This window comes from Streptomyces sp. NPDC060049, from assembly GCF_042736715.1.
In the GTDB taxonomy this organism is placed as follows: Bacteria; Actinomycetota; Actinomycetes; order Streptomycetales; family Streptomycetaceae; genus Streptomyces.
Genome location: NZ_JBHWVV010000012.1, coordinates 30451 through 43150, shown reverse-complemented (window position 1 = coordinate 43150; position 12700 = coordinate 30451). Strand labels below are relative to the sequence as shown.

The window sequence follows — 12700 nt, the reverse complement described above, 5'->3', positions numbered from 1 at the left end:
GCGGAGCAGGAAGCCGCGGCCCTGGTGGGTCAGCCCGTGTCGACCACGAGATCCGCGCGGGCGCGGCCCGGGGCGATGAGCCGGGCGTTCGCCTCGTCCGAGCGCGCCACCCACTCGCGTGCGTGCGCCGGATCCTTGCCGTGGTGTACGTGCCGCTCGACCAGGCGCTCGATGCGCAGGGCCCGGTCCGGGGCGAGGTACCAGGCTTCGTCCAGCAGTGGCCGTACCGCCGCCCACTCCCCCGCATCGTGCAGCAGGTAGTTCCCCTCGGTGATCACGAGCGGTAGGGCCGGGGCGACGGGAACGCTGCCCGCGATCGGCTCCTCGAGGGAGCGGTCGAAGGCGGGGGCGTACACCGTGGCCGCGCCGGGTGCGCGAAGTCGGCGCAGCAGGCAGACGTAGCCGGCGGCGTCGAAGGTTTCCGGAGCGCCCTTGCGGTCGGCCAGCCCCAGCCGGGCCAGTTCGGCCTGGGCCAGGTGGAATCCGTCCATCGGGACGACCACGGCCGCCCGCGGCCCGAGCGCGTCGGCGAGCAAGGCGGCCAGCGTCGACTTTCCGGACCCCGGCGGCCCGGCGATGCCGAGGATGCGCCGCTTTCCCCGGACGGCGAGCGCACCCGCCCTCGCCACCAGTTCAGTCGTCTTCTCCACCTGTGCATCTTGCCCTAGGACCGCATCCCGCGGCGCCGGGAGCGGGCACCGCGAGGGGGCGCCGTCACGCCCGAGCCGTGCGGAATTCATTGACAGAAGGTGAACGGGGCCCGAGTCTGAGAGCGCTCTCAGCCTTCAAGCCGTCCAGTCGCTCCGTCCGCCCGCTCCCTCACCGGGCACCGCACTGGCCGGCATCAGGTCCCCCCACGAGGAGGAAAGCGTGTTCCGCTTATCGAAAGTACTGGCATTCGGGGTCGCGACGTCGGTCGTCGCCGCATGCCTGACGGTTCTCGGCCAGTCGGCGTCCGCGGAGGCCGTACCGGTCACCATCCCGCTCACGATCAAGAACAGCTCGGGACGGAGTGAGCCGGTCTACGTCTACAACCTGGGCACACTGCTCACGACGGGCCAACAGGGCTGGGCCGACGCCAACGGCACGTTCCACCCCTGGCCCGTGGGCGGCAATCCCCCCACCCCGGCGCCCGACGCGTCGATAGCGGGTCCGGCCAACGGGCAGACCAAGACGATCCGGATGCCCAAGTTCTCCGGACGCGTCTACTTCTCCGTCGGCCAGAAGCTCGTCTTCAAGGTCAGCACGGGCGGCCTGGTGCAGCCCGCCGTGCAGAACCCCTCCGACCCCAATCACAACATCCTGTTCAACTGGTCCGAGTACACCCTCAACGACGCCGGTCTGTGGATCAACAGCACGCAGGTCGACATGTTCTCGGCTCCGTACGCGGTCGGTGTGAAGGCGGCCAACGGTACGGTGGTGAATACCGGTCGGCTCAAGCCGGGCGGCTACAACGCAGTCTTCAACAAGCTGCGTTCGGCCGGCTGGGGAGGGTTGATCCAGAACCGCCCCGACGGCACACCGCTACGAGCGCTCTCGCCGGGTCACGGCATCGAGGCGGGCGGAATCCCGGCGGGCGTCATGAACGACTACGTCAATCGGGTCTGGACCAAGTACAGCTCCTCGACGCTCACCGTGACGCCGTTCGCGAACCAGCCGAACACCAAGTACTACGGCCGGGTCTCGGGCAACGTCATGAACTTCACCAACAGCTCGGGAGCGGTGGTCACCAGCTTCCAGAAGCCGGACTCCGACAGCATCTTCGGCTGCTACAAGCTGCTTGACGCACCCAACGACCTGGTCCGCGGCCCGATCTCCCGCACCCTGTGCGCGGGCTACAACCGGTCGACGCTCCTGACCAACCCCGGCCAGCCCGACGCGAACGGCGCCGACTTCTACCGTGACGCCGTCACCAACCACTACTCCCGCATCATCCACGAGCAGATGGCCGACGGTAAGGCGTACGGCTTCGCCTTCGACGACGTCGGCGCCCACGAGTCGCTGGTGCACGACGGAAACCCGCAGGAGGCCTTCATGACGCTGGAGCCGTTCAACTAGGTCGTCTCTTCCGGAATCGTGTCGGCCGAGCCCGCGGTGTCCGTGCCGTGCGAGGCGAGGCGGAGGGGCGCCCCAGTACCGGTCGTACTCGGGCGCCCCGCCGCGGCGGCCGACGAACGTGCCGGGCAGGTATACGTCACGACGCCCGAAGCTCTGGAGTTCCTCAAGTGCGGTTGGTCCGGCACCCCGGCGGGGGATCTCCCTGGCACGGACCGCATGGGGCCGGAAACCGTACGGTGAATGGGGGCAGGGGCATGGAATTCCTGGTGGTCGCGGGGTTCATCCTCGTCGCGCTGATCATGGCCGGGGTAAGGGGAAGCGGTGGGTCGTCGCGCAGGCGGCGGCGCAGGGGCTCGTGGGGCAGCGGCGGTGGGGACGGCTGCGGGGGCGGCTCGTCGTGCGGAGGCGGCGGGGGCTGCGGGGGCGGGGGCGGCGACTGACGGGGCTTGCGGCGCCGAGCCCGCCGCGCCGCCGCAACCGATCCGACCGGCTGCGTAGGGTCGGCCCTCGGCTCCTTCTCGGTCTCCGCGCGTGGCGGGACTGCCGCGCCCTCCACCGATCAGGTGGGGCGGCGGTGCGCGGCGGACGTCAGGCCGGGTCGGGGGCACCTCGCACGTCCGTGTCGCCCTGGGCGAGGGCGACGGCCTGGCGGACGGTGCGCTGCAGGGACTCCCTCGCCGGGTGCGTGGCGCACCGCGATCCACCGGCAGGCCTGTTCGTCGCCGCAGGCGGCGATGCCCGCCTCGCTGTCGCCCTGCGCGGGCACCATTCCCTTGGCGGCCGTCGGCAGCGAAGTCCGGGCGCCCCGCGGCACGCCCTCGTCGGCGCGGCATCGGCGCCGAACTCGACACCGGCCGATGTGAACTGGGCACCACAGTCCCACCCGCCGAAACCCGCCCCCGGAGTTCCGCGCCATCGCGGGCGCAGCGCTCTCGTGTTCCGGGGCAACAGGACGTCGGGGCGTCGCCCCTGCCCTCGTGCCGCGACCGCAGACGCTCTCTTCCCGGGCCGACATACGCGACGCGCGGGGTTCCGGTTACAGGTACGGGTCGAAGGGGATGCCCGCCGGCTTGGCCTCCGCCAAGTGGGAGGCGAAGGCACCGTCCTTCAGACCGAAGTGCGCGCTTCCGAAGTCGGCTTGGCTCAGTTTGTCGCGCAGGCCCGCGGGGTAGCCCGCCCATCCGACGAGCGCGGGGAACTGCCACGCCTGGCGATGGTTCTCGGGCGGTTCGTCGTTCGCGTTCGCCGCGCGGAAGCAGTGCGTGCCGATGCCGTCCTTGTGATACACGATCTTGGGGTGGGTGCCCTCCCAGCGGATCTGGTCGCGTGCGTGGATGACGAAGTCGCCGTGAGCGGAAGTCGAGACGTACTTGGCCTCGTTGCCCTGGATCCACACCACCACGTGCTCCCAGTCATGGCGGTGGCCGCCGAGACTGATGCCGGGTATGGCTTGGTCCTTCTCGAAGTACAGCCCGTACATCACGGCGCACCAGCCGTTGTTGCAGGTCCATCGGGAGTAGCCGTTGGTGTTGCCGAGGTCCGAGGCGTCCCGGCAGTTGCCGTTGAGGGCACCGGTGGGGCTGAGACCGCCGTTGAGAACTCCGCCCTGACCTATGGCGGCAGTCGGGTAGCAGCCGTCGGTGTCGTAGTCATAGGCCGGCTGGAAGGCCACCTCGATCGCTTCGGCCTGGCTGGGCAGGGCCGGGGGTGGCGCCGCGAAGGCCACCTGGGGAACGCCGACCACCAGCGCGAGGGCAGCGCCAACAACCCCTAACGACATCCGGATGTGACGGTTCGTCCGCAAAGAGTGCCTCCTGGCCGGTCGGGTTCGAGATGGGGGCGCATGACGACCACCGTCGGCCGACACGCCGGTGAGCATCATTCGCGAACGGGGGCGGCACAGCAAGAGTCCGGGCGACTCCTCTTTCTTACATAGGAGTCCTGAACTGTCCTATTGCTAAGGGAAGTTGAGTGCACCATGGAGATCGCGGGGGACTCCGTCACGCCTCCGTACGGTCAGCGGACAGAACCCTGGGCTCAGCCAGTCCGAACCAGGACGGACAGAGCCGGCCCGCGCGGAGGAACGCGCCACCGCAGAGCCGCGAAGCGTTCCGGCTGCTCAAGCAGACTCGGGAGCGGCCGACCGCTTGAGCCGGCTCGTCCCGGCCGCACACGCCCAGCTCCGCCTCGCTCGCCCGCGAACGCGGGATCCGCGTCGGCCGTAAGAGCGGCCGGCGGAACCGGACATGCCCCCGGCCCCGGTTCGGCGGGAGTGCAGGCGCCTACGGGCCAAGACGGGCCCTCCAGCCCGTTCACCGGATCGACGCGCACCGCCCCCGGCCGCCCGCTCGGCTCGAAGGACCGCGAGCCCGCACCCGTTACGCCCTCGGACGTGTCCTTGCGACCACGATTCCTACAGCCGACGCGCCCACCACGACGGTGGCACCGGACCCAGATGAACGGGCAGAAAGCAAGCTGAGCGTTGATGCCAACGGCGGCGTACCGGTGTCCACCCCGCGGCCGTGCTGGAGGCACACCCCGCCTGCCGCTCGAGCCGGCCAACGGCGATGTCGCCCTGCCGTCATGTCACCATCCGAGCTGTGGCTCGCCCAGCGCACGTCTTCACCCGCATGAAGACGTGGGAGATCCTCCACGACTCGGCGCTATCGGGCGCGAGCAAGCTCCGCTCCCGAGGTCAGGACAGCTTGCCGTCGTAGTCCGGCAGCTTGACGGTGAGTTCGGCGTGGCCGCCGACCAGGTCGCTCGCGTTGTTCCCGATGTTCGCGATGATCGTGTAGCCGCGGCCCTCGATCTCGGTGCGCTTGGCGGTCTTGTACGCGCTCACCTCGTCGAACAGGGCGGGCAGGTCGCGCACGTACAGACCCGAGACGGGGTAGCCGACGGACTTGAGGTTCCATTCGGTCAAGGAGTAGACGATCCCGGGGCGGGCGGTGACGAAGAAGATCGCCACTCCGCGCTCGTTGGCGTACCGGGTCAGCTCGCGGACCTTGGAGATCGCGGGGGTCGGGAGGGTCCAGAACCAGTGGAAGTCCGTCTCCAGCGAGCTGTTGTCGATGTCGAGCACGATCGCGGGCTTCTCACCGGCCGGCGAGGTGGCGATGCGTTGTTCGATGGTCGGGCGGACCGCGTCGATGACGGTGGCGACGTCCCGCTGCCAGGTTGCGTAGTCGATGCCGAGGATCGCCGCGTTGCCGCCGGGCGCGGAGGCAGACACCGACATGGTCACGGCAGTGGGCCGGACCGGCGCCGCCTCGGCGGCGGTGGCGGGCAGCAGGGTCAGGACTGCGGACGCGACGGCGACGCCGGCGGCGGCGGCGCGAGTCGTGCGGGTGCGGGTGCGGCGGGTGTCGAGCATGTGGGGGCGCTCCTGGGTCATGTCATAACTGGCATGTACGCGACCAGCGTTGGCCAGATTCATCCCCATGTCTACTGGCCGGTAGGAAACTTTTCGTGGCCGGGCGGTGAATCAAGGTGAAGGAAACGATCTCCGCCCCCCTACGGCCCCGTGTGAAGGGCGCTCAACGTGGCGATGTGAGCGTGGTGTCGTCTATCAGTGGTGCCGGACCGCTTGGGGCGTTGTCGCACGTGATGGAGTGATCGACTTCCGCAACAAGGAACGGGGCCCAGAACACGACGTGGTTCGCCGGCGCCGCGCTGGGCGGCGAGTTCGAGTTGGAGGTGTCGCAGAAGAAGTTGGCGGGCCCTCGTCGCGTGTCAGTCCTCGTAAAGCCCGTGCGTTCGGAGTCGGCCGGTAGAGACATGGTGGTCATCGATGAGGCACACCGGACGTCGTGGCCATGGGGCAAGCCGTGGGCGGCACGCCCGCGGTATCTGACCGGTACGCCCCGGGTCGCCGACCTGGGGACTGGAGCCGGCGAGGCGCCCGGGGCGCCCGGACAGCTGCACGCGGTCAACCGCGGTAGCGCCGAGGCGCTCATTGCGCGCCTCGCGGCGATCGTCCGTCGTACGGCCGGTTAGTCTCGGGGCATGCGGATCTGCGTTTCCTCGGACATGGACGAACCCGTGGCTCACGCCCTCCTCGGGGAACTGCGCGACCGCGGACACGATGTGGTGACGTTCGGGGCGCTGCGCCCCGGCGACGATCCGCAATGGGCGGCCTGCTCGGAAGCGGCGGCTCGCGAGGTCGCTGTCGGAAACGCCGACCAGGCAGTCGTGTGCTGCTGGACCGGTACGGGCGCGTCGATCGCCGCGAACAAGGTGCCCGGCGTGCGCGCGGCCCTGTGCACAGACGCCTATACCGCGGACGGTGCGCGCCGCTGGAACCACGCCAACGTACTCGCCCTCAGCTTGCGCCTGACCTCGGAACCGCTCCTCAAAGAGATCCTCGACGCCTGGTTCACCGCCTCGGTGAGCACGGACCCCGAGGACCAGGAAAACGTGGCGCGCATCGAACAGCTCGACAGCACCAGAACCACACCCTGAACGAAGAGGGTCACGCCCGCGGGTGGGTGGATCGCTTCCACCACCGCGATCCGGCCCGCTCCCCCGTGGGATGCGAGCCCGCTGAGGGCTGGCTGCGAAGACGCCCGTCGGGCGAAGGGGGAGCTAGTGCTGTGGTTTCGTGGCGCCGCGCACCGGGACCCAGCGGTCGTGGCGAACTCGCGAGTTGCCCCTCCGGTGTGGGACGCGGGAGCTAGAAGGCGGTTGAAACCGCCTACCAGGCCCTCCAAGGTGTCAGCGAAGCCCCGGGTTGTACAACGGGCTACTCGTGGTCGATCAGCGAGCCGTAGACCAGCAGCGACGAGGCGGCTTCGGGGCGACAAGAACGGCGCTGTGGGCCGACAGTACGCGCCAGGAAGCAGCCCGGGCCTGCAGGGCCGCGACGAAAGCGGGCTCGTCCGCGTCGAAGTCCGAGGGCTCCTCGTCGTACTCCTGCGGTCCTCGGCCACGAGCACGTCCCGGACGGAAGCGGCACCGTGCGGGCGGTTAGATCACCAGCCAACGTGCCGGTCGCGACCGCCTCGACCACGCCCAACTCGCCGACCTCGCCCACCTCGGAGTGCAATGGGCGCAGTAGCGGACTGGCCTGCGATGATGAGGACGTGCCAGAGCCAGGGACCACCGCCGTCGTCATTGTCTTGCCCGATGCCGCCCCGCTCCTCGATGCGGCGTGGCGTATCGACCCGGCTCTGGTGCGTCGTGGGGTGCCGGCGCACGTCTCGCTCCTCTACCCGTTCGTGCCGGAATCGGCGCTGACAGGCCAGGACGAGAACGACGTGCGTTCCCTGGCGGCGAGTACCCCGGCAGCTGATCTGCTCTTGGAGGAGGTCGTGACGGCGCCCGGCTTCGTCGCCGTCACCGTTCCGGGACTCCAACCGATCGTCGACGCGTTCCACTCCCAGTGGCCCGCGTTGCGCCCGTACAAGGGCCGCTTCGGGGTGCGGCCCGCCGCCCATGTCACGGTGGCTATGGGTGCGGACGACCCGACGACTGCCGCCTGTGTCCGCGCTGCGATCGGCAACCTGCTGCCGGTGCGCACCCGTGCGGCGGCGGTTCAGCTGGTCGTGCTGAGGGAGGAAGGCTGGCAGTCGCGGTTCACCGTGCCGCTCGGCGACCCGGACGGGCCGTGAACCTTCCGCCCGCCAGTCCCACGCCCTTGGCCGCGACTCACGCCGGCGGCAGACCGCGCGGCCGGCCGACAGCAGCCGTCTGGCCACCGTCGGCCGCTGGTCGCGGATGGCACCCTCTCAAGGCCGGGCCGGCGCACCGGCTCGATCGGTGGAGTACATGACCTGCTCGGCGTCCCACTCCACGAAGGTGTCGATCAGTCGCATGCCGATGGACTCGAGCAGCCTGCGGGAACGCTCGTTGGCCTTCTGGGTCACGGCGACTACCTCATGCCGCTCGGAGGCAACTGCGTCCAAGGCCCAGGACACCGCGGCGACGACCGCCTCGCGGCCATATCCGCAGCCCCAGTGCTCTGGCAGCAGCTGATACGACACCTCTGTCCGGCCGCCCCGGCGCGAGCATCGTTCGACCGACACCAGACCGACCACGGACCTGTCCGTGGTCAGGACCACGCTGAACGCGCCGAAGGCCGCGACGCACCCCTCCTCGCGGGCACGAAGTGTCTCCCCGGCCACGGGCCCACCGAGATAGCGGCGCACCTCGGCGTCGGTCCAGAGCCGCGACAGGGCGGCAACGTCACCGCGCTCGATCGGGCGCAAGACAAGTCGGTCCGTGCTGAGCGAAACGGGCCAAAGGCCAGGGTTCGAAGACGAAGACATGCCACTGATCCTGCCAGCTGAAGATCCACACCACGCCATCACTCCGGCCGCCAGCCCAAATGCGGCTGTCGGCCGCACCTTTGCGGCCCGATCGGTCTCCTGACGGCGGCGGGCGAGCGTCGCTGGACGAGGTTGGGGAGGCTGGTGCCGCCCGGTGCGCTGAGCTGGTTCAGGGCTGGTCCTGGGACGTGCACGCACCCGGTTGCCAGGACCCTGGCGCGTTCCTCCTCGACCGGCATCTTCAGGGTGGCCGTCGGTCGCCTGCGCTCAGGGCCGAGGGTGGAGCGGCACGGGCAGGCGGTCGAGCTCGATGCCGAACTCGGCACGGTAGACGGCGCGTACTTCCTCATCGGTCGCCAGCTCCTCCTCCGCGCGGTCGCCTTCCGCCGAGGTGGTGATGAAGGTGTGGTCCTTCAAGGTGATCCGGCCTCCGTCCTCGGTGAGACGGGAGCAGACCGGGCCCCTGGTGAAGCCGGACTCCGGGCTGGTGCGGTGCCACCAGGCGCCGGTCAGGAAGTCGGCGAGTGCGCGGGGACGGGTCTCCAGCCGGTACGCAGGCACGCCGTCGCGCAGCACCTCGAGGTCGCCGCCGCCACCGCCCACCTCGTCGTTCGTGCCGTGCGCGTCGTCCCCGGCCGGCCGGACGAGGAACACCCCGCCCGGATCCCTCTGCTCACCTGGCTCGTCCAGGTCGAGCGGGTATGCGCTGTGGTCGCCGAAACCCACGTCCGCCAGCCAGCGCCCGTCGACTCGTAGCGCCAGGTGGTCGTACGGAATGCTCAGCGCACCGTCCTTGCCGTACACCCGGGCCTGGAGGAGCTCCACCCGGTGGCCGAGGGCGCCCAGCAACTCGGCGAATCCGGCATTCAGTTCGTAACAGATACCGCCGCGGCCGACGGTCACGATCTTGTCGAAGACGGCGTCGCGGGTGAGCACGATGTCCTCGCCGAGGTGGATCGACAGGTTCTCGAACGGCACGGTGTGCAGGTGACGCAGGTGCAGCTCGCGCAGCGAGGCGGCCGTGGGCCGGGCGGGGCGCGCCGCGCCCAGGCGGCGCAGGTAGGCGTCGGTACGGGCGGAGTCGAGAAGTTCCATGGCAGCCACTCTTACGACCTGCCGCCCGCCGCGCCATGCGCCATTGGACCTAGGTCGACAGGCCGTTTCGTACGTACCAGGATGGAGGCGGGTGGTCCGTCAACGGCACCTGGGACAGGGTGTTCACCGCGCTGGTGGCCCGGGCCGACGCTGCGCGGCGGTCCCGGTAGGGCAGGTGGCGGCGTACACGTGAACTCTGCACAGTACGCGGACACCTGATGACAGTCCGCCTTGACGGGGTGTACGCGGCCGGCACCAGCCCCTGTGTTTCGAAGCCCGGGGTCATCATGGGGCCGCGCGTCACGTGGTTGAGAGGCGTCAGTGCCCATGCGCCGACCAGCCCCAGGACGAGCATGAGGACGGTGACCGGACCTCCGCCGACGAGCAGCTTGGTCGCCGGCCAGCGGCGCCGGCTCACCGACTGGGTGAGCCCGAAGACATGGGTGCCGTGCTCGAACTCGCCCGCGAAGAGCGATGCACCGGCGAACACGCCGAGGAGCACCGGCAGGCACAGCAGCACCATGGGGATGATGGACACGTACGTCTTGTACTCGGAGCTCAGCGCGGCCATGGCGCTCCGTGAACAGGGGTCGACGCCGATCCGCAGGCAGCCGGCGATACCCCGGTCCTGAATGAGGGAGACGGCGTCGAAGCGGTAGAAGAGCAGCACGGCGCCCACCGCCGCGATGAGAAGGGCGGTGATGAGGAGCTGGAGGCGCTGCCGGCGCCAGGCGACCCGGATCATGCTGCGGACGCCTCCACGACCTCGCCCTTGTGCGCCGCAGTCGGCCGCGCGGCCCTCAGGTGCGCCAATAGGCGAACCCGGACTCCTGCGCATGCTCGTAGCACCATCCTGAGCCACCGGGGAGAAACCAACAGCAGCCTCCGTCAACCCACCAGGCCCCTGGCGCGGCGCGTCGTCACCCGAGCTCAGCAACTCCCCGTCGGCGCGCCGCTCTGCGCGTCGACAACCTCCTCGCCCGTTCACGAGGTACGCGCTTCCGGGCCCGTTGGGGGCCGATCCGCTCACCGCCCACGGGCCCGAGGCTGTCCTCGAATCCTGCGCCGACGCCGGCAGTCGACGCCGGCACACCCGTAACGCCCGCGGCTGGGTAGCGCCGGATTCGCCTTCGGTTCCGCGGCTCATTTTGCGACGGTGACCAGAAACCCGAGTCCTGCGATCAGCCCGACGTAGGCGAGCACCAGCAGCAGACTGCAGAGGATGAGCAGCCATCCGGTCACGATGGCGAGCAGCGCCTTACCTCGGTCACGGCCCCCCAAGTGCTTGCCACGCCGGCGTCCGAGGTGCCCTGTCGGGATGGCTACGATGCCGCACAGGAACGTGCAGGCCGTGTAATAGCCGCCGTACATCAGCCAGAACATGGGCGTCACGACGATGCCCACGATCAGGCTGCTGCCCACAACAGCCGCCCAGATACCGGCCCGGGCGGGTGTGTTGCGCGACTCGACTGTCGGCACGGCTGTCTGCTGAGTGTCACCGGCCATGGATCTCCTCCCCCGTCAGCGCCTAAAGCCCTGGTCAGCTCGCACATTGGATCTGCCCCGGCTCAGGGCCTGGCGTACCAGCCGTTCTCGCCGCTGCCTTCCGACGGGTCGTACGACTGGTGCAGTCCGAGCAGCGCGGCCACCAGCCGGGGGTCCCAGCTCCCGTCGAGGACCCGGTACTCGTCCGCGACGCCCCGAAAGACGAGGTGCGCCCGCCGTGAGGAGTCGCGCCAGATCACCCTGCGCGGCTTGCCGAAGGCGTCGTCGCCCTCGCCGAGGAGGGACAGGATCAGCCACACCAGGCTCACGGGCAGGCCGACGGGCCACCACACGGCCCACCAGAACAGGCGCCCGCGGAAACCGCGTACGGAGTGTCCGGTCACCGACTCGACGGTCCAGCGGGCTCGGGCGCCGCGCAGGGCGCGGCCGCGCCGGTACGTGATCCGGCCCAGCGGGGCGCCGTGCGGGTCGTCGACGCGGTACACGGCGGGGCGTCCGCTCACGCGCGATCCCGTCCCCTCCGTCGACACCCGGGCGATCGCGATCTGGCCCTCACCGACGATGTCGAAGGTACGGGCGGAGGAGTGCGCGGCGCCTCCGTGGCCGTCGGGCACGCGGCAGAGCAGCCCGATGGCGATATCCCCCTCGCGTCCCGCGCCGTCGCCGTGACGCACGACGACCGGCAAGGACGTCCCGTACCGCACGTTGTACGTCATCCGCCCCTGGGCCACGCTCAGTCCTTCCCCCGCGCCGCCGCACGACGGCGCTTCCGGCCCTCATGATCTCATTCGCAGGTCGGAGAGCGATCGGAGGGGAAGCCCCGGGCACCCGGAGCACCGCGAGAAGACTCGGCGGGGGTGGTTCGCGACCCCACTCCTCCCTTGATCCTCGCCGCTGCGTGTGACCAGGTTTGCCGCCGGCAACCGACGATCAAGCAGGTGGGCGTATGGCGGGGCAACCGCCGTCGCCATGGGCCAGATGATGCAGGCGCACCCCGCACCGGGCGGAGCGCCGGTGGGCATCGCAGCCGTGTAGTGCACGTCATCGAGCCGAAACCGACCAGGATGCACCCATCGGCGCTGAACTCAGAGCACGCACCGGTAGCGGAGCTCCGTGAGTGTGATCTCGTCGTAGACGTCGTCTTGCGCCGCCCCGTCGGCTTGATAGCCGGCTTGCTCGTAGAAGCGCCGGGCTCGTTGGTTGTCACAAAGAACCCACAAGACCGACACCTCGAAGCCCTGCTTCTTCATCTGCGCGTGTGCCTCGTCCAGGAGCCTCCTGCCGATGCCCTGGCCGATCAGATCGGGAGAGACGTAGAGGGCGTAGACCTCGCCTGCCCGCCCCGGAGTAGACATCTCGGTCCCACACGGCCCGAAGCAGACCCAACCCACTGGGCCACGGTCACCGAGCGCCACAAGGTCTCGTGACGTCCGACCGGGTTGAGAGAACCGCTGCCGCCGTCGACCGGCATCACCTTCGACCGTCAGGGCATCCAAGTACGTCTGGGGAACCATGCCGGCGTACGCCGCCTGCCATCCCCGGACACGGATCGTCGAGACGGCCTCGATGTCAGCCCCATCCATCTCCCGCACATGCACCATCGCGCCACGGTAATGCCACGGGCACCCTGAACGAACTGCTTTACCGCTGCCGGTCCGTCAGGATCGACAGCACTTCCTGAGGGACGGTCGTCCGCAGCCGCGCTGGGGCGACAGCTCTCCTACCTCGCTTCCGGTGGCCACGGGCGTGAGGCTCTCACGCCGATTCCGTTC

At 69.8% G+C, this 12700-nt stretch carries 12 protein-coding genes; 3 read left to right on the top strand and 9 right to left on the bottom strand.

The annotated features are described in order from the left end of the window. Positions 1-29 precede the first annotated feature (29 nt). Complete coding sequence (locus ACFWBY_RS22745) at positions 30-650, bottom strand: nucleoside/nucleotide kinase family protein (RefSeq protein ID WP_385333988.1); 621 nt, start codon at positions 648-650, stop codon at positions 30-32. A 280-nt stretch (positions 651-930) separates the two neighbouring features. Between ACFWBY_RS22745 and ACFWBY_RS22740 the strand changes: the two genes are divergently transcribed. After that, complete coding sequence (locus ACFWBY_RS22740; protein ID WP_385334102.1) at positions 931-2058, top strand: glycoside hydrolase family 64 protein; 1128 nt, start codon at positions 931-933, stop codon at positions 2056-2058. A 1036-nt stretch (positions 2059-3094) separates the two neighbouring features. Here the strand turns inward: ACFWBY_RS22740 and ACFWBY_RS22735 are convergent. Beyond that, the gene (locus ACFWBY_RS22735; RefSeq protein WP_385334104.1) at positions 3095-3838 is read right to left on the bottom strand and encodes an NPP1 family protein; all 744 of its coding nucleotides are present in this window, start codon (positions 3836-3838) and stop codon (positions 3095-3097) included. A 915-nt stretch (positions 3839-4753) separates the two neighbouring features. Continuing rightward, positions 4754-5455 (bottom strand): HAD family acid phosphatase, encoded by a 702-nt coding sequence (locus tag ACFWBY_RS22730; RefSeq protein ID WP_385333991.1) that lies wholly within the window; start codon positions 5453-5455, stop codon positions 4754-4756. 611 nt (positions 5456-6066) lie between these two features. Between ACFWBY_RS22730 and ACFWBY_RS22725 the strand changes: the two genes are divergently transcribed. Beyond that, positions 6067-6522, top strand: coding sequence for an RpiB/LacA/LacB family sugar-phosphate isomerase (locus ACFWBY_RS22725; RefSeq protein WP_385333994.1), 456 nt, complete (start codon positions 6067-6069; stop codon positions 6520-6522). Between the two features lie 521 nt (positions 6523-7043). Next, positions 7044-7670, top strand: coding sequence for a 2'-5' RNA ligase family protein (locus ACFWBY_RS22720; protein WP_385333997.1), 627 nt, complete (start codon positions 7044-7046; stop codon positions 7668-7670). A gap of 117 nt (positions 7671-7787) precedes the next feature. Here the strand turns inward: ACFWBY_RS22720 and ACFWBY_RS22715 are convergent, their stop codons facing one another. The 6 genes from ACFWBY_RS22715 to ACFWBY_RS22690 form a co-directional block, all read right to left on the bottom strand. Then, positions 7788-8267, bottom strand: coding sequence for a GNAT family N-acetyltransferase (locus ACFWBY_RS22715; protein ID WP_385333999.1), 480 nt, complete (start codon positions 8265-8267; stop codon positions 7788-7790). 327 nt (positions 8268-8594) lie between these two features. Continuing rightward, entirely contained in the window at positions 8595-9422 is an 828-nt protein-coding gene (locus tag ACFWBY_RS22710; protein ID WP_385334002.1) for an arylamine N-acetyltransferase, read from the bottom strand. 49 nt (positions 9423-9471) lie between these two features. Next, positions 9472-10167 carry a hypothetical protein gene (locus tag ACFWBY_RS22705; RefSeq protein WP_385334004.1) on the bottom strand — a complete coding sequence of 232 codons (696 nt, stop codon included), beginning with the start codon at positions 10165-10167 and terminating at the stop codon, positions 9472-9474. A gap of 398 nt (positions 10168-10565) precedes the next feature. Further along, positions 10566-10928, bottom strand: coding sequence for a hypothetical protein (locus ACFWBY_RS22700; protein WP_385334007.1), 363 nt, complete (start codon positions 10926-10928; stop codon positions 10566-10568). A gap of 62 nt (positions 10929-10990) precedes the next feature. Continuing rightward, positions 10991-11659, bottom strand: a complete 669-nt coding sequence (locus tag ACFWBY_RS22695; RefSeq protein WP_385334009.1) for a hypothetical protein — start codon at positions 11657-11659, stop codon at positions 10991-10993. A 354-nt stretch (positions 11660-12013) separates the two neighbouring features. After that, complete coding sequence (locus ACFWBY_RS22690) at positions 12014-12442, bottom strand: GNAT family N-acetyltransferase (protein ID WP_385409696.1); 429 nt, start codon at positions 12440-12442, stop codon at positions 12014-12016. Between the last annotated feature and the right edge of the window lie 258 nt (positions 12443-12700).